We start from the raw sequence: 18111 nt of genomic DNA, 5'->3' as shown, positions 1-18111 counted from the left end.
CCCTTGTTTTGGCGAGTCCGGAGTGTACGGCTGATCCCGGAAAAACCGGGCTGACGCCCGCCCGGCCTATGCTGTCAGCTATAGGTTTGGTAGCAGCCTCAGACCGGCGTGAGCTTGGCCACCGACAGCGCCAGCCACTTCACGCCGTGGCGCGTGAACTTGACCTGCGCACGCGCGTCGTCGCCTGTGCCTTCGAGGGCCAGCACGGTGCCCTCGCCGAACTTGTTGTGGAACACCTGCATGCCCGAGCGCAGGCCATGCGACGGTGCGGTCTTCTGCGGTGGCACCGGCGGGCTGGCGAAGGTGTCCTTGCTGCCGCCGTAGCCACCACCTCCATATCCGCTGCTTCCACCGCTGTAGCCGCCACTGCCGCCGCGCGTGCTCCCGTAGCCGCCGCCGTAGCCAAAGGCCGACGGCGTGAAGCCCTGGTTCTTGGGCGTGAGCCACTTGAGCGCCCCTTCGGGCAGCTCATCGAAGAAGCGGCTCTTGACGTTGTAGCGGGTCTGCCCGTGCAGCATGCGCGTCTGCGAATGGCTCAGGTACAGGCGCTTGCGGGCGCGCGTGATCGCCACGTACATCAGGCGGCGCTCTTCCTCGAGGCTCTCGAAGTCGCTCATCGAGTTCTCGTGCGGGAACAGGCCTTCTTCCATGCCGGTGATGAACACACAGTCGAACTCCAGGCCCTTGGCGGCGTGCACCGTCATGAGCTGCACCGCGTCCTGGCCGGCCTGCGCCTGGTTGTCGCCCGATTCGAGCGCGGCGTGCGTGAGGAACGCGGCCAGCGGGCTCAGCGTTTCGCCGGTCTCGGCGTCGGGTGCGAGCGGCTCGTCGAGCACCGGGCGGGTCGGGTCGATCCCCTGGCTCGCGGGCGACTGGCGCAATTCGTCGACCGGCAGCGCCACCGCATCGCGGCCGAAGCCTTCCTGCGTGACGAAGCTTTCGGCCGCGTTGACCAGTTCGTCCAAGTTCTCGAGGCGGTCCGCGCCTTCGCGGTCGGCCTTGTAGTGCTCGACGAGGCCGCTGTGGTCGAGCACCAACTCGATGATCTCGCGCAGGCTCACGCCCTGGGTCTGCTCCCGCAGCACGTCGATCTTGGCGACGAAGCCGGTGAGGTTCGCGCCCGCCTTGCCGCCGACCACGCTGACCGCGTCGTGCAGCGAACGCCCGGCCGCGCGGGCCGCGTCCTGCAGGGTTTCGAGCGTGCGCGCGCCAATGCCACGCGGCGGAAAGTTGACGACGCGCAGGAAGCTGGTGTCGTCGTCCTTGTTCTCCAGGAGGCGCAGGTAGGCCAGCGCGTGCTTGATTTCGGCGCGCTCGAAGAAGCGGAGGCCCCCATACACGCGGTACGGCACCGAGGCATTGAAGAGCGCCGTTTCAATCACCCGGCTCTGCGCATTGCTGCGGTAGAGCACCGCCATCTCTTTCCGGTCGAAGCCGTCGCGCACGAGCTGGCGCATTTCCTCGACCATCCACTGCGCTTCGGCGAGATCGGTGGGCGACTCGTACACGCGCACCGGTTCGCCCGGGCCCTGGTCGGTGCGCAGGTTCTTGCCCAAGCGCTTCTTGTTGTGGCTGATGAGCTCGTTGGCCGAGTCGAGGATGTTGCTGTAGCTGCGGTAGTTCTGCTCCAGCTTGATCTGGTGCTGCACGTCGAACTCGCGCACGAAGTCGGCCATGTTGCCCACGCGCGCGCCGCGAAAGGCGTAGATGCTCTGGTCGTCGTCGCCCACCGCGATCACGCTGTTGTTGGGGTTCGGCGTGAACTGCCCGCCGACCGTGTTGCCCGAGAGCATCTTGATCCACGCGTATTGCAGGCGGTTGGTGTCCTGGAACTCGTCGATCAGGATGTGACGAAAGCGCCGCTGGTAGTGCTCGCGCACAGGGTCGTTGTCGCGCAGCAGTTCGTAGCTGCGCAGCATGAGCTCGCCGAAGTCGACCACGCCTTCGCGCTGGCACTGCTCTTCGTAGAGCTGGTAGAGCTCGACCTTCTTGCGGTCGTCGTCGCTGCGGATCTCCACGTCCTTCGGACGCAGGCCGTCTTCCTTGGCACCGGCGATGAACCACTGGGTCTGCTTGGCGGGGAAGCGCTCGTCATCGACGTTGAACTGCTTCATCAGGCGCTTGATGGCCGAGAGCTGGTCTTGCGTGTCGAGGATCTGGAAGGTTGACGGCAGGTTGGCCAGCTTCCAGTGCGCGCGCAGGAGGCGGTTGCACAGGCCATGGAAGGTGCCGATCCACATGCCGCGCACGTTGACCGGCAGGATTGCCGTCAGCCGCGTCATCATTTCCTTGGCGGCCTTGTTGGTGAAGGTCACGGCGAGGATGCCGCCGGCGGAGACCTGACCGGTCTGGAGCAGCCAGGCGATGCGGGTGGTGAGCACCCGGGTCTTGCCGGAGCCGGCGCCCGCGAGGATGAGCGCATTGCCCTGGGGCAGAGTGACCGCAGCGCGCTGCTCCGGGTTCAGGTTCTGCAGCAGTGGCAGTTCCGAGGGGTTGGCATCAGCCGCAGGATCGTTAAACAACATCCACCGATTGTAGAAACCACCGCGTATGCGGGTTATACGAAGAACTGGAAGACCTGCCTCCGGGACCCCGCGTAAAATCAATCACCGGGCCCAAGATTCTTGCGCCCGGTTTTTTGTGGGCGTTTCCTTTTCGAGAAGCACCGCAAAAGCCGGCCGGACCAAGCGCTCATTCGTTTTTTTCAACGATTCCTTTCAGGAGCCTGGTCATGCAGATTTTCGATTACGACAACATCCTTTTGCTCCCCCGCAAGTGCCGCGTGGAGAGCCGTTCGGAGTGCGACGCCAGCGTGACGCTGGGCGAACGCACATTCCGCCTGCCGGTGGTGCCGGCCAACATGAAGACGGTGGTCGACGAGTCGATCTGCCTCTGGCTCGCGCAGAACGGCTACTTCTATGTGATGCACCGCTTCGACCTGGACAACGTGAAGTTCGTCAAGGAGATGCAGGGCAAGGGCGTGTTCGCCTCGATCTCGCTCGGCGTGAAGAAGCCCGACTACGAGACCGTCGACCAACTGGTGACACAAGGCCTCGTTCCCGAATACATCACGATCGACATCGCGCACGGCCATGCCGACAGCGTGAAGAACATGATCGGCTACCTCAAGGAGAAGCTGCCGAAGGCCTTCGTGATCGCCGGCAACGTCGGCACGCCTGAAGCGGTGATCGACCTGGAGAACTGGGGCGCGGATGCGACCAAGGTCGGCATCGGCCCGGGCAAGGTCTGCATCACCAAGCTCAAGACGGGTTTCGGCACGGGTGGCTGGCAGCTGTCGGCGCTCAAGTGGTGCGCGCGCGTGGCGACCAAGCCGATCATTGCGGACGGCGGCATCCGTGACCACGGCGACATCGCGAAGAGCGTGCGTTTTGGCGCCTCGATGGTGATGATCGGCTCGCTGTTCGCGGGTCACGAAGAGTCGCCCGGCAAGACGGTCGAGGTCGACGGCGCGCTCTTCAAGGAGTACTACGGCTCGGCCAGCGACTTCAACAAGGGCGAGTACAAGCACGTCGAGGGCAAGCGCATCCTCGAACCCATCAAGGGCAAGCTGGCCGACACGCTGGTCGAGATGGAGCAGGACGTGCAGAGCTCCATCAGCTACGCGGGCGGCCGCACGCTGATGGACATCCGCAAGGTCAACTACGTCACGCTGGGCGGCGCCAACGAGGGCGAACACCTGCTGATGTAAGCGCCCTGCCCCGGGCCGTCTCGGTCAGGCCTCGAGCAGTTGCACCGCGTGGCGGTGCAGCGCGTGGGCCGGATCGGCGAAGGCGTCGACCACGCTGAAGTGGTCGAGGCCCGGAAGCACCTCGCACACAGGCACGGCATTGCGGCCCCAGGCGTCGCGGATCATCGTGTTGTGGCGGATGAATTCCGGGCTCTCTTCGCCACCGGCGACTGCATAGAGCTGGCCCCTCGGCGGTGCGGGCCAGAGCACCGGGCTCGCACGGCGAGCGTCGGCATCGGTCAGCTTCAGCGTGTTCTCCAGGAACGGCGTGTGTTGCAGTGGCCGCAGGTCGTAGAGGCCCGAGACCGAGAGCGCGTTGCGCACCAGCTGCGCAGGCAGATCGGGCGCGACCGCTTTCCAGTCGCACGCCAGCAGCGCCGCCGCCATGTGGCCGCCGGCCGAATGACCCGCGACGGTGATGCGCGAAGGATCGCCGCCATAGGCCGCGACGTGGCGCCAAGTCCACTCGAGCGCATGCACCACCTGCATGAGGATGCCCGGCACGGTGACGGGCGCCTCGACCGGTCCGGGACACAACGCGTAGTTGGGCACGACGACACAGATGCCGCGGTCGTTGAACGACGGCGCGATGAAGGAATGCTGGCTCTTGTCCATCGCACGCCAGTAACCGCCGTGGATGAAGACCAGGACCGGCGCGTCGGGGATCGGCGCCGGAAAAATATCGAGCGTTTCGTTCGGTCCGTCGCCGTAGCGAAGATCGATCCGGCCGGGCAAGGCGTCGCGCACCGCCGCCGATTCGCGCGTCCAGCGCTCGAAATACGCGGGGTGGTTTTTCACCCGTGCGAGATTGTTGTACATGCCTTCCAGCCAGGCGGGGTCGTACGAGGCCATGCGGTTGCTGCTCTTGTGTTCTTGGTTTGCGAGGCGCGGATCTTGGCACGACACCACGTGCGGCGAGACGGGAGTCTGGTTAGAATTTACGCCGTGTTGGGGGGGTAGCTCAGCTGGGAGAGCGCCGCGTTCGCAATGCGGAGGTCGTGAGTTCGATCCTCATCCTCTCCACCAACCGATTCGAAAAGGCCTTGGCAACCGCCAAGGCCTTTTCTTTTGGCACTCAGGTATCGAGCGTCAGGTGCTGGCCATGCAACGCAGCGGCTGCAGGCGATGCGAGGAAGCCGATGGTCTGCGCCGCGACCGACGTCGACACCCATTCGGCCGGATTGGCATCGGGCATCGCCTGGCGATTCGCCGGTGTGTCCAGCACGCTCGGCGCGACGCTGTTCACGCTGACGCCGTGCGGTGCGGCTTCGGCCGCCATCGCTTCCACCAGGCGCTGCAATGCGCTCTTCGATGCGATGTACGCCGCCATTGCCGGCACGCCGCGCGCCGCCACTTTTGCCGTCACCGCGACGATGCGGCCGCTCTTGCGTTCGATCATCGAGGGCAGCACGGCTTGCGTCACCGCGACGAACGACCACGCATTGAGATTCATCATGCGGTCCCAGCTTGCGCGCGACAGCGCATGCGTTGCCTCGCCCATCTCGAAACCACCGGCGATGTGCACGAGCGCGTCGACGCGGCCGAAGGCCTTGAGCACCTGGCCGGTCAGCAACTCGGCCATGTCGGGCGCCGAGGTCACGTCGCCCGCGAGCAGCAGGTGCTGCGAGTTGTCGAGCCCCGGAAAGACCTCGGTCAATCGGCCGGCATGGTGATCGACCAACGCAAGGCGTGCGCCTTGCTCAAGGAAGTGCTGCGCCACGGCACGACCCAGCGCGCCCGCGGCACCGGTGATCACGACATGGGGCGTGGTGTTTGCATCGCTCATAAGAAAATGCTCCTGATTGAGGAGGGGCATGGCCCCGTCGGTGGCGCATCCTAACGCCGCGGTTCACATTTTTTTTGGACACCGGAAAATTCTGGGATATACTCGTGGTCTTGCCTGAAAACGCTAGTCGCTTACAGCGCAGGGGCTCTTAGCTCAGTTGGTAGAGCAGCGGACTCTTAATCCGTAGGTCGAGTGTTCGAGTCACTCAGGGCCCACCAACCAACGCCGCGTCATCGCTGAAAAGCCCGCTATCCAAAAGGTAGCGGGCTTCTTTCATTGCGGGGAACATGAAACGCGTCCCATATCCATAGGTCGCCGCATACCCGCCGCACTCACACGAAGCAATGTGCGAGAAGCTGCGACTGGAAGCGCTGGTGCCATTCGATGAATCGATTACCACGACCACCACGCCACAGGCGCGATCTACGCGGCGAGCAAGCGGCGCGCCGCGCAGGTCGTCGTCGCGAACCTCGCACTGTTCCGTGGTGCCGAGGCCTACTCAGGCACGGTGTTCGAGAAGGGCATGGCTACCGCTTCGGGATTGCCTGTGGTGCCGCCGGGCTTGGTGCGATCTTGACCAACGCGGCGACCCGCATCGCGAACGCGGAAGAAGCTCTCGCCGTTATGGTGAGGACAGTTCGCGCTGCACCATAATCCCGCCGATGACCACGTCCCTCAAGGAAGAATTGCAGCGCCGCATAAAAGCTCGAGACGAGATAGCCAAGTTGATGCGCCTAGAAAGTCCGGAGGGAAGGCGCGAGGCCGCGCTCACGCTGGCCAGCGGCCACAAAGCACCCGCCGTCCGCCGACGCCGAGAGAGAGCTGCCGCGCCGCGTCGAGGCACTGGAATGGAACGCGAGATTGCCGAGCTGTTGCATCACCCCACGGGCACGTCGAAAGGCTTCGTCGAGGAGCCTGTGCCAGTAGACGCCAGATATCTCAGTAGCCCAGGCGGCATGCACTGCCCGCCCAGTTCGGGCGAACGCCCACCGCCGAAAAAACCAAACCGGGACGCTATGTCCCTCGCAATCAATGCTCAACTCTGTCACGCCCTTTCGCCAGCTCCGCCGCCTGTATGCGGCGGCACTTTCCGCAGCGTCTGCTCTTGACCAGATCAAGTCCGCCCAGGCGCACGCGCAGCCATCGATTTCGCCGACGCTTGAGGAACACCTCTGCGTGATTTCGACCCGGGTAGCCGCGCTCGGCTCCCACGCCGGCCTGAGCGGCGCTCGCACCATTGGCCACACGTGGCAAGACTCCGCGCAGCTGATTCGCGAGTTGCAGAAGGAGATCGCGAAGGAAATGCCCGGCAACATCGCTGCACTGGGCTGGAACTCCTTCGCGCAGTGCGACGAAGACGGGATGATCCGTGCTTGCCTGCAGCGAGTCTCGCAGTTGACCCCGCTGTCGAAAACCTTCATCGAAATCGGATGCGGCAATGGCTTGGAGAACAACACGCACCAGCTGCTGCTTGACGGGTACCGCGGCGGCTGGCTTGACGGCAGCGCAAGCAACATCGCGTTCATCGCTGAGCACCTCGGCGAGCTGAAGAGCGATCAACTCCTGGTCACGGAAGCCTTTGTCACAAAAGAATCCGTCGGGCCGCTGGTGGCGCAGTTCAGGGAGCATCTTGACGAAACCAACATCGACTTCTTCTCGTTCGACATCGACGGCAACGACCTGCACCTGGTGCCGCTGGCACTGAAAGAGATCGCGCCGAAGGTCATTTGCGTCGAATACAACGGCAAATTCCCGCCGCCTAGCAGCATGGCCATGGCCTATGCAGGCGACCATCAGTGGGCGCAGGACGACTATTACGGAGCATCCCTTCAGGCCTGGGTGGATCTGTTCAAAGACGACTACACGCTGGTCAGCTGCAACCTGAGCGGCGTCAACGCTTTCTTCGTCCGCAATGACCTCGCGAGCGCCTTCGCGGTGTACCCGGTAGAGCTACTGTTCCAACCTTGCCGCTATTGGCTGGTTGGGAACAACGGCCACCGCTCAAGCATGAAGTGGCTCAAGCAAAAGCTGAGAGCCCAATGAGAAAAGCTCTCAGCCTATAGCCCCTACTTGAACTCATCGGTCCAGGCTTTGTTGAGAGATACATCAAAGCTCGCTGGTCAGAAAGCACCACGCCGCACCAAGTAGCAACACTGAAATCCGTCTTACATACTGTGGTTTTTCTGGAATCGTTCGAGCGCAGGACGGCAAAGACAGAACACCGAACATGAGACACCACTGTACAAACTCTCAGCCCTAACGCGGCCTGCGGCCTGTTGCAGAGTCGGCCTCTTAATCCGTAGGTCGAGTGTTCGAGTCACTCAGGGCCCACCACCAACATGGCGGAAACGCTGAAAAAGCCTGCTACCTCACCGGTAGCAGGCTTTTTTATTTGCCCACGACATCACGATCACGGCGCTCTCGCTCAGCCTTGGCGCGCGATCCAGTCATCGACAAAGCGCACGAGCACATCGCGCTTCTCGCCGACTTCCGCCATCAGGTACTGCCGTGCATGCGTCTGCGCCAGTTCGTTCGACAGGAACCATTGCTCCCGCTCAGGGCTGCCTTGCGACGGTGGCGTGCCCCAAGCCGCGATGCTCTTGCCGAGAAAGGCCTCGGTGACAGGCAATCGCCCATCCGTCTTGCCGATGTCCGACAGCGCATTGCGCGGCTCGCCGAGCGTGACGCGCGCCCGCACGATGTCGCCGTCCACGTGAATGGAGGCACCAAGGCCGCCGGCCTGATGCACCTGCCAGAGCTGGTCCGCCGAGGCATGGCGAATCCAGCTTTCGAGTGCGCGGGTCAGGCTCTCAAGGATGATTTCTTGGTTCATATATGCACTATTTCACATTTACAAATGGCGACTTCGGCCGACGGTGCCCCGTATCCATGAAGTGCGGTGCGTGACATGGCATCTTGTACCCGCTGTCACACAGCACAACAACCAGGATTTCAGGGACATCACATCGAAGCAAAAAAGCTCGTTGAACCCGCTTCGGCGGGTTATTTTTTGCCCCCCTCGATCCAGTGCAATCGGCGATGTCCGACGACAACACAATCCACCAACCGGGCAAAGTGATTTCCGGCCTGCGCTATATTTCTTCCATGGAAAAGGCTTCCGACATAGGCAAACCCACCGTCCCCATCGATCTGATCGGGCCGGAACACTGGGGCCGCTCCAAACGCGGCAATGGTCGGGTCACGAAAGTGCTCTGCATCATCGTCGGCGGCATCGCGGCGGCAGGGGTGATCGCCTATCGATTCTTCGGCGTCGGACGCTGAACACCCCATCCGCACGATAGAAAGCCCGTTGTCCAAAGACAGCGGGCTTTTTTCTTGAGGGTCGAGCCAAAGCACAGCAGAGCGCCCTCTCATTGAAGCCGCGAGCCCTTGGGCAGCCGCCTCGCCAGCCACTCGTGCACGTCTGCGCGGATGTTGCGGCCTTCGAGCAGGAAGTTCTCGAAGCGGCTCGGCACGTAGGGAAGATAGACCAGCGGCATGCCGGCTTCCTCCGGCGTGCGCGCGGCCTTCCTGTTGTTGCAGACGGCGCACGCGCTCACCAGGTTGGTCCAGGTCCACGGACCGCCGCGCGATTCGGGCATCACGTGCTCGCATTGCAGGTCGCGCTCGTGGAACACGCCCGCGCAATAAGCGCAGGTGTGGCGGTCGCGACGCAACAGCTTGCCCTTGGTGACACCGGGCACGACGTCGAACAGGTTGATCTTCGATGCGCCACGCAGCGCGATGATGGGTGCCACGTCGATGCGCGACTGCACGCCACGCGCGACGTTGAAACCGCCGCGCAGCGTGGCCAGCGGCAGGTCGCCGTCTTCCCACGCGACCGATCCGGTGGCGTAGTGCAGCGCCGCCTGCTCCAGCGAAATCCAGGCTTGCGGCGTGCCCTGAATATCGAGTTGCAGGACGTGAGGGTGCATGTTGGCTCGCCTCCTTTGCGGCGATGGTCGAAGGGTTGAAAGAAAAAGATGGATGGGGTGCACGAACGGAATCGAACCGTCGTCAGCGGGATCACAACCCGCGGCTCTGCCGTTGAGCTACGCGCACCGTAAAGAAGAAAGAGCTGAGAGCCCGGCTACCACTCGCCCACTTCACGCACACGCTGATCGAGGTCGAGACTTTCGACAGCACGCTCGCGGCCAGGCGAAGTGGATGTACTTTCCGCCGTGCGCCAACCGATGCCGAAGCGTTGCGCCAGTGCCTGCACCATGCGCCTGCGCGGCTGGGCCGGGCGCACGGTGATCATCCGGATCGGGGTGTTGCGCTTGCGCATGGTGACTCCTTGGTTGTGGTGGTGACAGCAAAAAAAAATGGCCCCACGTGCACGACTCGAACGTGCAACCCCTTGCTTCGTAGGCAAGTGCTCTGATCCATTGAGCTAACGCGGGATGAATGAAAGCGAAAAACAAAAAGTGTCCGGTTACGAGTTCCGGCGCCGCCCAATCTTTGCGGCCGGTTTCCGCGGAAGGACCATCTGCAATGGCCCGGTTCCGCTCGGGTTCGATGCGAAAAAACGAATGCCCCGCTTTTCCATTTCGGTTGTGTCCTCACGCGACGGACAGCGCGCTGGGCGCTGCCCCGTACGACGTCGCTGCACAGGAGGGATCAGTTCCTGCACATCCCGCCAGACCGTCTACGCGGTGGTTCCTGGCGGTGTGGTGAAGGCACACCCGAAATGGCAAAGCACGAAAAACAAAAGCAAAAAACAAAACAAAAAGGCCCGGAAACCTTTCGGTGTCCGGGCCTCTGCTGGAGAGAGCTTGGAAGGTATGCGCCTATGCGCAACCTCCACCCGGTAGCACCTGATCCTCGAACTTGCCAACGCGCAGGCGGGCTGCGGTTTGCGTGGCATGCACGTAGCTCTGGCGCAGATTCGATTTCGACGACGGCATGCCGAACCCACCGCCACACGACCACACGCGCACGAACGCCCGGCCCGATGCGGGTCGAATGTTGGTGAGGGTCAATGCGGTGTTCACGATGGTTCCTGGGTCAAAAATTGCCGCTGTCGGCTGTCAAGGGTTGGAAAAAGGGGACGGCTTGAGCCGCGAGTGATGGCAACTGTAAATAGTGTTTACGGCGACGTCAACAACCGGGACAATCTTTTCTTGTCTTGTTGTTGTTTTTGAACAGTGCCCAATACCACCGTCGCGCGCCGTCGCAATGTCCTCGCGCTGCATCGCCGCTTTCTCGAGGGCGCCATTGCCGCCGGCCTGCCAGCCAAGGGGCTGGACCAGTCCTTCGCTAAGAAGATCGAAATCTCCCCGAGCATGTGGAGCCAGATCAAGAGCGCCCGGCCCATCGGCGACAACCTCGCGCGGCAGATCGAGCGGCACTGCGAGGTGGAGCCCGGTTGGCTCGACAAGGAAGACCGTCCCTCCGAGGTGCCCGATGCGGCGGAAGAGCGCTTCATCGCGGCTGCGCGCGAGGCTTGGCGCACGGCCAACGCCAAAGGCAAGAGAGAACTCAGCGGCTGGCTGAAGAAACACGCGCAGGACGCCGACCCGTCGCCCTGACGTTCACCTCGCCAACGCCGGTGCGTCGCGCAGGATCGCCGCGCGCATGTCGTCGGGAATGGCAACTGCGCGATGCGTCTCCAGCGATGTCGTCACGATCACCTGCGTCATCCGCATCCGCACTTCGCCGCTCTCGGCGCCGAAGCAGCGCACCGCCAGCGTCATCGAGCGCGAGCCCAGTCGTTCCACGGCAAGACCAAGCATCACCTGATCGCCCATGCGGCTCACTGCACGAAAGTCCACTTCGAGCTTCACGGTCGGCAGCCCGATGCGGCGCTCCGCCACGAGCCCGTGATAACTCAGGCCCAGCCCTTCGTTCACCCAGTCTTCGACCAGCCCGTTGAGCATCACGAAGTACTGCGGATAGAACACGATGCCCGCCGGATCGCAGTCCGAAAACCGGATCAGCCGCGGCCGCCGGAACTCCGCGCTCGGCGCCGCCAGGTCGACATGCGTGGCATCACTCACGCTCACGCCTCCTCGCCGGCCGCCTCGCCGCGCATCACATGCACGCGCAGCAGCCCGAGCTGGCTGTGCATCTGCTTGACCGTCTTCATGTCGAGGCCCGAGAACATCTCGAGGATCCACTGCTCGTGCTCGCTCGCCATCGTCTCGAAGGTGCGCCGCCCCGTGGGCGTGAGGCTCACGATCCATGCGCGGCGGTCGTCGGGGCTGGGCGCGCGCGCCACCATGCCTTCGCGCTCGAGCTCGTCGGTCAGGCCCGTCACATTGCCGCCGGTCACCATGAGGTAGCGCGACAGCACGCGCATCTTGAGCCCGTCCTTGTAGCGGTAGAGCTGCGCCATGTAGTCGAAGCGTGCGAGCGAGATGCCGAAGCGCTCGCGCAGACGGCGGCGGATCTCGGCCTCGATCTGCGTGGTGCTCGCGAGCATGCGCAGCCACAGCTTGAGCATCGCGTGGTCTTCGTGACCGGCGCGTGCTTCATGACCGAGTTCTTCGGCGTCGCTGAGCGCGGCGTGCGAGGCATCGTTGCGTGTCATGTCACCTCTCCTCCCGAAACCGAAATCGACTGGCCTGTGACCGACGCCGCGCCTTCGCCGCACAACCAGCGCACCGTATCGGCCACCTCGGACGGCTGCACGATGCGCTTCTGCGGATTCACGCTGGAGAACTCCGCCAGCGCATCGGCTTCGCTGCGCCCGGTCTTGCCGACCACGTTGGCGACGCTGTTGCGCAGGATGTCGGTGTCGGTATAGCCCGGGCACACGGCATTCACCGTGATGCCCTTGCGCGCCACTTCGAGCGCGAGCGAGCGCGTGAGGCCGATCACGCCGTGCTTGGCCGCGGTGTAGGCCGAGACATAGGCATAACCCTTCTGCCCCGCCGTGCTCGCGATGTTGACGATGCGGCCCCAGCCGGTTTCCAGCATGTCGGGCAGCGCGGCCTGCGCGCACAGGAAGCTGCCCGTGAGGTTCACCGACAGCATCCTCTGCCAGAGTTCGACGGAAGTCTTGAGGAACGGTGCGCTTTCGGCGGCACCCGCGTTGTTGACGAGGATCACAATCGGCCCTCGCGCTGCGCGAGCCTGCGCAAAGGCGGCTTGCACGCCCTCCGGATCTGCCACGTCGGCAGTGGCCACGCCATGTCCGCTGCCGGCGAGCGTGTCGGCCACGCGCTGCAATGCTTCACGGTCGCGCCCGAGCAGCGTGAGCACCGCACCCTCGGCCGCGAGGGTCCGAGCGATCTCCGCACCGATGCCGCGCGCAGCGCCGGTCACGAGCGCGTGACGGCCAATGAGTAGATTTGATTGCATACCTGAATTGTTTAGTCCTGAATCATTTTAGCGACGCGGCACGACCGAAGCTGTCACCGCGTGAAACGCCCGCTATTCATCCAGGTCCAGCGGCAAGGTGCGCACCGGCCTACGACCTCGCGGGCCGGCCGTCCCAGGTCTGTGGCCCCACGCCGCGCTCGCGCAGCTTGAACTTCTGCACCTTGCCGTTCTCGGTGCGCGGCAGGTCGGGCAGCACCTCGATGTAGCGCGGCACGGCGAAATACGGCAGCCGGCCCTCGCAGAAGCGCGACAGCTCCACAGGGTCGATGCGTTCGCCCTCGCGTGCGACGAGCGCGGCCATCACCTCGTCCTCGGCCAGCTCGGAGCGCACGGGATACACCGCGCACGACGCTACGCCGGGATGGCTCAGCAGCACCTGCTCGACCTCGAACGAGGAGATGTTCTCGCCGCGCCGGCGGATCGCGTCCTTGATGCGGTCGACGAAGCGAAATGCGCCGTCCGCATCGCGCACCACGCGGTCGCCCGTGTGGAACCACAGGTTGCGCCAGGCCTCGACCGTCTTCTCCGGCATGTTGAAGTAGCCACTCGCGAAGGCATACGGCTCGTCCGCGCGCAGCAGCAGTTCGCCGGCCTCCCCGGGCGGCAGCGCCACGTCGTCTTCATCGGCCACGCAGGCCTGAAAGCCCGGCCGCAGCCAGCCCATGACGCCGCCGCGCGGGGAATCCGGCGCGGTGGCGATCGCGAAATTGGTTTCCGTCGAGCCGTAGCCCTCGAGCAGCGAAACGCCCGTGCGCGCCTTGAACGCCTGCCCCGCCGCCGAAGGCACGCCCGGTCCGAGCCCGATGCGCACGCGATGACCGCGCTCGCCTTCGCCCTCGGGCTGCGCGAGAAGGATCGGCACCATCGCCCCCAGCAGGTAGACCACGGTCGCGCCGTTCGCGCGCATCGACGGCCAGAAGCCAGACGCCGAGAAGCGCGATTCGAAAACAACCTCGGCACCCGTCAACGCAGCCTGCGCGAAGGTGTTGAGTGCATTGATGTGAAAGAGCGGCAGCGTGGTGCACAGCACGTCGTCGCCCCTGACGCCCAGCACCTCGGCGCTGTTCACGCCCCACCAGAAATACTGCGCATGCGGACAGATCACGCCCTTGGCGGGACCGGTGGTGCCCGAGGTGTAGAGGATGGCGAGCGGATCGCCCGGCTGCACCGCCGCAGCCGCGACGGCCTCCGAGCCTTCTGGATAGTTCGAGACACGCACACCAGCGGGTGCCTCCCACGATGCAGCACCCTCGCCCACCACCCACACATCGCGCAATGCGGTACGCCCGAGATCGGCCGTCTTCAACCGCTCGAGAAAGCCAGCCTCGATCACCAGCAGCTTTGCCGCGCTGTTGTCGAGGAAGTATTCGATCTGCGGCCCCATCGACGCCGTGTTCACCGGCACCACCGACGCGCCCAGCCATCCCGCACCGAGGAAGGTCTCGAGAAACTCGATGCGATTGCCGCACATCACCGCGATGCGGTCGCCGCGCGCCACGCCGTGCTGCGCCAGCGCTCCGGCTCGCACCGCTGCCGCCTCGGCCGCATCGCGGTGCGTCCACTGCCGTCCTGCGATCCGCAACAGCGGGCGCGTGCCGAACAGCGCCGCCTGCCGCTGCAGCATCGCCGGCAGCGTGCGCTGCGCGGGTGGCAGCGCGCGCACCTCACTCGTCATCGTGCGTGCCTCCGCCAAGATACGTCGCCTGCACACGTGGGTCGCTCGCCAGCTCGGCCGACGCGCCCGTGAGCGCGATCTCGCCCGTCTCCAGCACATAGCCCTGGTCCGAGCTTTCCAGCGCGGCGCGCGCGTTCTGCTCCACGAGCAGGATCGAGACGCCGTCCTCCCGCAGCTTGCGCACGATGGTGAGGATGTCCCGCACGATCAGCGGCGCGAGGCCCAGGCTGGGCTCGTCGAGCATCAAGAGGCGCGGCGCCGACATCAGCGCGCGCCCCACCGCCAGCATCTGGCGCTCGCCGCCCGAGAGCGTGTCGGCGCGTTGCGCGCGGCGCTCCGCCAAGCGCGGGAAGCGGTCGTACACCGACTGCAGCCGCTTCTTCATCGCATCGCCGCGCAGCCGCTTGGCATAGGCGCCCAGCTGCAGGTTGTCGAGCACGGTGAGTTCGCCGAACAACTCGCGCTTCTCGGGCACGAGGCAGAGGCCGCGCTCCACGCGCGCCTCCACGTCGAGCCCTTGCAGGTCTTCGCCCTCGAAGCGCAGCGTGCCCTTGCACGGCAGGAGGCCCATCGCGGCCGCCAGCAGCGTGGTCTTGCCCGCACCGTTCGGACCGATCACCGAGATGATCTGCCCCGGTTGCAGGTCGAGCGATACGCCGCGCACCGCCTCCACCTGCCCATAAGACACATGCAGGTCGCCGATCTCCAGCATCGCGGTCATACAACGCTCCCCAGGTACGCCGCCTGCACACGCTCGTCGGCACGCACCGCCGACGGCACGCCCTCCACGAGCTTGGAGCCGAAGTTCATCACCACCAAACGGTCCACCAGTTTCATCACGAAGTCCATGTCGTGTTCGACGATGAGGATGGTCACGCCCTCTTCGCGGAGCTTGCGCAGCAGGTCGCCGAGCGCCATCTTTTCCTTGCGGCGCAAACCGGCCGCGGGCTCGTCGAGCACCAGCAGCACCGGGTCGGCAGCCAACGCACGCGCGATCTCCAGGATGCGCTGCGTGCCCAGCGGCAGGCTGCCCGCGAGCTCGTGCGCGCGGTCGCCGAGGCCGATGCGGTCGAGCTGGCGCTGCGCCTCCTGCAGGATCTGCATCTCCTCCTTTCGGTCGAGCCGGAGGCCCGCCTTCAGGATGCCCGAGCGCGTGCGCGAATGCGCGCCCAGCGCGACGTTGTCCAGGAGGCTCATGTGCGGCCGCAGCTTCACATGCTGGAAGGTGCGCGCCAGGCCCAGCCGCGCCACCTGCCGCTGCGGCATGCCGGCGATGTCGTGGTCGAGAAAACGCACCTGGCCCGATGTCATCGGCAGCGTGCAGGTCAGCAGGTTGAACATGGTCGACTTGCCCGCGCCGTTCGGGCCGATCAACCCGACGATCTCGCCGGCCTTCACATCGAAGCTCACGTCGTTGACCGCCACCAGCCCGCCGAAGCGCTTGACCGCGCCGTTCACCGACAGCACCTGTGTGCCGCGCGCCGGCAGTTGCCGATGCGCGAGCGGTTCGACCGGCGCCGCCGCGTGACGCGAGGCACTCTGCGTGGCGCCGCGCCGACGCGTCCAGCGCCGCAGCAGCCCCATCAACCCGCCGCGCGCAAAGTGCAGCAGCAGGATGAAGAGCGCGGCAAAAGCCACGGCCTCCAACTGACCCGCGCGCTGCGTGAGCATCGGCAGCACATCCTGGAGGCCGTTCTTGAGCACCAGCACCAGCGCGGCGCCCACCAGCGCACCCGCCAGTTGCCCGAGCCCGCCGGCCACGGCCATCAGCAGGTACTCGATGCTCGCGCGCACGTCGAAGGGCGACGGGCTCACGAAGCGGTTCATGTGCGCATAGAGCCAGCCCGCCAGCCCCGCGAAGAGCGCCGCCGTCACGAACAGCGTGAGCCGCACGCGATACGCATCCGCGCCCACGCTCGCCAGCAGCGTCGCACCGCCGCGCAGCCCGCGAATCGCACGGCCGGGCCGCGACTGCAGCAGGTTGTGGCTGAACAGGCAGGCAAGCCCGACCACCACCCAAATCAGGTAGTACATCGACCGCGGATCGGCCAGCGACCAGCCCCCGACCTGCAGCGCCGGAATGTTCGAAAGCCCCGTGTGCCGCCCGAGCGCATCGACGTTGCCGAACAGCATCGCGATCGACAGCCCCCACGCGATGGTGCTGAGCGGCAAAAAGTGCCCGCCGAGCCGCAGCGTCAACATGCCGATGGCGAGCGCCGAGATGCCCGTGAGCAGCAACGCGAACAAGAGGCCGATCCACGGCGACATGCCCTGCGTGGTCGTGAGCCATGCCGTCGCATAGGCCGCGATGCCGACGAAGGCGGCCTGGCCGAACGAGGTCGCACCACCCACGCCGGTGAGCAGCACCAGCCCGAGCGCCACCAGCGCACCGATGCCGATGTCGTTGAGCAGCGAGACCGTGAAGCTGCCCGCCGCCGCCGGCACCAGCGCCAGCACGACGACCACCGCGGCGATCCACAGCATGCGTTTGCGGTTGCCGTTCATTGGTCCACCTCGTCTTCTTCCTCTTCCGAATGGGCCGCCATGAAAGAGCGCAGCATGAGCACCGGGATCAGCAGGCTGAAGACGATCACGTCCTTCAGCGCGCCGCTCCAGAACGAGGCGAAGCTCTCCACCACGCCGACCGCGAGTGCGCCCACGGCCGTCATCGGGTAGCTCACGAGCCCGCCGATGATCGCGGCCACGAAGGCCTTCAGGCCGATGATGAAACCGGAGTCGTAGTACATGGTGGTCACCGGCGCGATGAGCACGCCGATGAGGCCGGCCAGCAGCGACGCGCAGCCATAAGCCAGCAGCGCCGTGCGCACCGGCCGGATGCCGACCAGCCGCGCGCCCACTCGATTCACCGCCGTTGCGCGCAGCGCCTTGCCGGCCACCGTGCGCTCGAACACCAGGAAAAAGAGGCCGCTCAGCACGATCGCCGCACCCACCATCAGCACCACCTGGCCGCTGACCGTGAAGCCATCGCCCAGCGTGAACACCGCGCTCGTGAGCGGCGTGGTGCGCGAACCTTCAGGACCGAAGAACAACAAGCCCAGGCCCGACAGCAGGAAGTGCAGCGCCAGCGACACGATCAGCAGCACCAGCACCGATGCATCGGCAATCGGCTGGAACACCACCCGTGCGAGCAGCGGCGCGATCGGCACGACCAGCAACACAGCCACCGCGATGTGCACCGCCACCGGCACGCCCGGCCGCGCCGCGAGCCACGCGAGCACGCACGGAATCGCCGGCAGCACGCCCCACATGAGCACCGCCTTGGGAATGCGTGCGGCCTCGCCGCGCCGCAAGAGGCTGCCGACTTCCGTCGCCAGCGCCAGCACCGCGAGCACCGCCACCATGCCGATGGTCGCCGGCACGCGGCCGGTCTCGAATGCCGCGAGCGACAGGGCCGCGAAGGCCGCGATGTCGCCGAACGGCACGAACACCACCCGCGTCACGGAAAAGATCAGCACCAGCCCGAGGCCGGCCAGCAGATAGACGGCACCGTTGGCAAGACCGTCGGTGATGAGAATCAGCGCGACGTCCCACGTCATAGGAAAACCTCAGGCATTG

Annotated in this window: 18 protein-coding genes and 4 tRNA genes; 6 read left to right on the top strand and 16 right to left on the bottom strand. The window is 65.2% G+C overall.

Annotated features, from left to right (window positions below; translation table 11 throughout):
* Positions 1–98: 98 nt before the first annotated feature.
* Complete coding sequence (locus QF040_RS33480) at positions 99–2525, bottom strand: UvrD-helicase domain-containing protein (protein ID WP_429614483.1); 2427 nt, start codon at positions 2523–2525, stop codon at positions 99–101.
* Between the two features lie 206 nt (positions 2526–2731).
* Here QF040_RS33480 and QF040_RS33475 point away from each other — a divergent pair, with 206 nt between their 5' ends.
* The gene (locus QF040_RS33475) at positions 2732–3709 is read left to right on the top strand and encodes a GMP reductase (RefSeq protein ID WP_429614482.1); all 978 of its coding nucleotides are present in this window, start codon (positions 2732–2734) and stop codon (positions 3707–3709) included.
* Between the two features lie 24 nt (positions 3710–3733).
* On the opposite strand, the gene QF040_RS33470 is transcribed toward QF040_RS33475, so the two are convergent.
* Positions 3734–4600 carry an alpha/beta hydrolase gene (locus tag QF040_RS33470; RefSeq protein ID WP_429614481.1) on the bottom strand — a complete coding sequence of 289 codons (867 nt, stop codon included), beginning with the start codon at positions 4598–4600 and terminating at the stop codon, positions 3734–3736.
* A gap of 98 nt (positions 4601–4698) precedes the next feature.
* On the opposite strand from QF040_RS33470, the gene QF040_RS33465 reads away from it, so the two are divergent.
* Positions 4699–4774: transfer RNA gene (locus QF040_RS33465), tRNA-Ala, on the top strand.
* Positions 4775–4823: 49 nt separating this feature from the next.
* Here the strand turns inward: QF040_RS33465 and QF040_RS33460 are convergent.
* On the bottom strand, positions 4824–5534 hold the full coding sequence (locus QF040_RS33460; protein ID WP_429614480.1) for an SDR family NAD(P)-dependent oxidoreductase: 711 nt from the start codon (positions 5532–5534) through the stop codon (positions 4824–4826).
* Positions 5535–5676: 142 nt separating this feature from the next.
* On the opposite strand from QF040_RS33460, the gene QF040_RS33455 reads away from it, so the two are divergent.
* Together QF040_RS33455 and QF040_RS33450 are read left to right on the top strand one after the other, a co-directional pair.
* Positions 5677–5752: transfer RNA gene (locus QF040_RS33455), tRNA-Lys, on the top strand.
* 814 nt (positions 5753–6566) lie between these two features.
* Positions 6567–7577: a hypothetical protein gene (locus QF040_RS33450; RefSeq protein WP_429614479.1), complete on the top strand. Its 1011-nt coding sequence runs from the start codon at positions 6567–6569 to the stop codon at positions 7575–7577.
* A 382-nt stretch (positions 7578–7959) separates the two neighbouring features.
* On the opposite strand, the gene QF040_RS33445 is transcribed toward QF040_RS33450, so the two are convergent.
* Complete coding sequence (locus QF040_RS33445; RefSeq protein WP_429614478.1) at positions 7960–8367, bottom strand: hypothetical protein; 408 nt, start codon at positions 8365–8367, stop codon at positions 7960–7962.
* A gap of 206 nt (positions 8368–8573) precedes the next feature.
* On the opposite strand from QF040_RS33445, the gene QF040_RS33440 reads away from it, so the two are divergent.
* Positions 8574–8816 carry a hypothetical protein gene (locus QF040_RS33440; protein ID WP_429614477.1) on the top strand — a complete coding sequence of 81 codons (243 nt, stop codon included), beginning with the start codon at positions 8574–8576 and terminating at the stop codon, positions 8814–8816.
* A gap of 89 nt (positions 8817–8905) precedes the next feature.
* On the opposite strand, the gene QF040_RS33435 is transcribed toward QF040_RS33440, so the two are convergent.
* The 5 genes from QF040_RS33435 to QF040_RS33415 form a co-directional block, all read right to left on the bottom strand.
* On the bottom strand, positions 8906–9469 hold the full coding sequence (locus QF040_RS33435) for an HNH endonuclease (protein ID WP_429614476.1): 564 nt from the start codon (positions 9467–9469) through the stop codon (positions 8906–8908).
* 53 nt (positions 9470–9522) lie between these two features.
* Positions 9523–9596: transfer RNA gene (locus tag QF040_RS33430), tRNA-His, on the bottom strand.
* A gap of 28 nt (positions 9597–9624) precedes the next feature.
* Positions 9625–9822 carry a short-chain dehydrogenase gene (locus QF040_RS33425; RefSeq protein ID WP_429614475.1) on the bottom strand — a complete coding sequence of 66 codons (198 nt, stop codon included), beginning with the start codon at positions 9820–9822 and terminating at the stop codon, positions 9625–9627.
* 38 nt (positions 9823–9860) lie between these two features.
* Positions 9861–9937, bottom strand: a tRNA-Arg gene (locus tag QF040_RS33420).
* Between the two features lie 387 nt (positions 9938–10324).
* On the bottom strand, positions 10325–10528 hold the full coding sequence (locus tag QF040_RS33415; protein WP_144298954.1) for a hypothetical protein: 204 nt from the start codon (positions 10526–10528) through the stop codon (positions 10325–10327).
* A 153-nt stretch (positions 10529–10681) separates the two neighbouring features.
* Between QF040_RS33415 and QF040_RS33410 the strand changes: the two genes are divergently transcribed.
* On the top strand, positions 10682–11065 hold the full coding sequence (locus tag QF040_RS33410) for a hypothetical protein (RefSeq protein WP_429614474.1): 384 nt from the start codon (positions 10682–10684) through the stop codon (positions 11063–11065).
* Positions 11066–11068: 3 nt separating this feature from the next.
* Here QF040_RS33410 and QF040_RS33405 read toward each other — a convergent pair whose 3' ends face one another.
* From QF040_RS33405 to QF040_RS33375, 7 genes are all read right to left on the bottom strand, one after another.
* Positions 11069–11533: an acyl-CoA thioesterase gene (locus tag QF040_RS33405; RefSeq protein WP_429614473.1), complete on the bottom strand. Its 465-nt coding sequence runs from the start codon at positions 11531–11533 to the stop codon at positions 11069–11071.
* A 2-nt stretch (positions 11534–11535) separates the two neighbouring features.
* Positions 11536–12066, bottom strand: a complete 531-nt coding sequence (locus QF040_RS33400; RefSeq protein ID WP_013540115.1) for a MarR family winged helix-turn-helix transcriptional regulator — start codon at positions 12064–12066, stop codon at positions 11536–11538.
* Positions 12063–12839, bottom strand: a complete 777-nt coding sequence (locus QF040_RS33395; RefSeq protein ID WP_429614472.1) for an SDR family NAD(P)-dependent oxidoreductase — start codon at positions 12837–12839, stop codon at positions 12063–12065. Before QF040_RS33395 ends, QF040_RS33400 begins: the two co-directional genes overlap by 4 nt.
* A 109-nt stretch (positions 12840–12948) precedes the next feature.
* On the bottom strand, positions 12949–14535 hold the full coding sequence (locus QF040_RS33390; RefSeq protein ID WP_429614471.1) for an ATP-dependent acyl-CoA ligase: 1587 nt from the start codon (positions 14533–14535) through the stop codon (positions 12949–12951).
* Positions 14525–15256: an ABC transporter ATP-binding protein gene (locus QF040_RS33385; RefSeq protein WP_307599323.1), complete on the bottom strand. Its 732-nt coding sequence runs from the start codon at positions 15254–15256 to the stop codon at positions 14525–14527. Before QF040_RS33385 ends, QF040_RS33390 begins: the two co-directional genes overlap by 11 nt.
* Positions 15253–17040 (bottom strand): ABC transporter permease subunit, encoded by a 1788-nt coding sequence (locus QF040_RS33380; protein ID WP_429614470.1) that lies wholly within the window; start codon positions 17038–17040, stop codon positions 15253–15255. Before QF040_RS33380 ends, QF040_RS33385 begins: the two co-directional genes overlap by 4 nt.
* The gene (locus QF040_RS33375; RefSeq protein ID WP_429614469.1) at positions 17037–18092 is read right to left on the bottom strand and encodes a branched-chain amino acid ABC transporter permease; all 1056 of its coding nucleotides are present in this window, start codon (positions 18090–18092) and stop codon (positions 17037–17039) included. The genes QF040_RS33380 and QF040_RS33375 overlap by 4 nt, the downstream gene beginning before the upstream one ends.
* Between the last annotated feature and the right edge of the window lie 19 nt (positions 18093–18111).

This window comes from Variovorax sp. W2I14, assembly GCF_050435205.1.
In the GTDB taxonomy this organism is placed as follows: domain Bacteria; phylum Pseudomonadota; class Gammaproteobacteria; order Burkholderiales; family Burkholderiaceae_C; genus Variovorax; species Variovorax paradoxus_C.
Note: the sequence above shows the minus strand (reverse complement) of the source record. Positions and strands in the feature narration are given on the sequence as shown.

Excerpts from the sequence above, each read along its gene's own strand:
- QF040_RS33480 (WP_429614483.1), bottom strand. The coding sequence starts at position 2,525 with ATGTTGTTTAACGATCCTGCGGCTGATGCCAACCCCTCGGAACTGCCA.
- QF040_RS33425 (WP_429614475.1), bottom strand. The coding sequence starts at position 9,822 with ATGCGCAAGCGCAACACCCCGATCCGGATGATCACCGTGCGCCCGGCC.
- QF040_RS33440 (WP_429614477.1), top strand. The coding sequence starts at position 8,574 with ATGTCCGACGACAACACAATCCACCAACCGGGCAAAGTGATTTCCGGC.
- QF040_RS33445 (WP_429614478.1), bottom strand. The coding sequence starts at position 8,367 with ATGAACCAAGAAATCATCCTTGAGAGCCTGACCCGCGCACTCGAAAGC.
- QF040_RS33475 (WP_429614482.1), top strand. The coding sequence starts at position 2,732 with ATGCAGATTTTCGATTACGACAACATCCTTTTGCTCCCCCGCAAGTGC.
- QF040_RS33400 (WP_013540115.1), bottom strand. The coding sequence starts at position 12,066 with ATGACACGCAACGATGCCTCGCACGCCGCGCTCAGCGACGCCGAAGAA.
- QF040_RS33435 (WP_429614476.1), bottom strand. The coding sequence starts at position 9,469 with ATGCACCCTCACGTCCTGCAACTCGATATTCAGGGCACGCCGCAAGCC.
- QF040_RS33460 (WP_429614480.1), bottom strand. The coding sequence starts at position 5,534 with ATGAGCGATGCAAACACCACGCCCCATGTCGTGATCACCGGTGCCGCG.
- QF040_RS33385 (WP_307599323.1), bottom strand. The coding sequence starts at position 15,256 with ATGACCGCGATGCTGGAGATCGGCGACCTGCATGTGTCTTATGGGCAG.
- QF040_RS33380 (WP_429614470.1), bottom strand. The coding sequence starts at position 17,040 with ATGAACGGCAACCGCAAACGCATGCTGTGGATCGCCGCGGTGGTCGTC.
- QF040_RS33450 (WP_429614479.1), top strand. The coding sequence starts at position 6,567 with ATGCTCAACTCTGTCACGCCCTTTCGCCAGCTCCGCCGCCTGTATGCG.
- QF040_RS33375 (WP_429614469.1), bottom strand. The coding sequence starts at position 18,092 with ATGACGTGGGACGTCGCGCTGATTCTCATCACCGACGGTCTTGCCAAC.
- QF040_RS33390 (WP_429614471.1), bottom strand. The coding sequence starts at position 14,535 with ATGACGAGTGAGGTGCGCGCGCTGCCACCCGCGCAGCGCACGCTGCCG.
- QF040_RS33395 (WP_429614472.1), bottom strand. The coding sequence starts at position 12,839 with ATGCAATCAAATCTACTCATTGGCCGTCACGCGCTCGTGACCGGCGCT.
- QF040_RS33470 (WP_429614481.1), bottom strand. The coding sequence starts at position 4,600 with ATGGCCTCGTACGACCCCGCCTGGCTGGAAGGCATGTACAACAATCTC.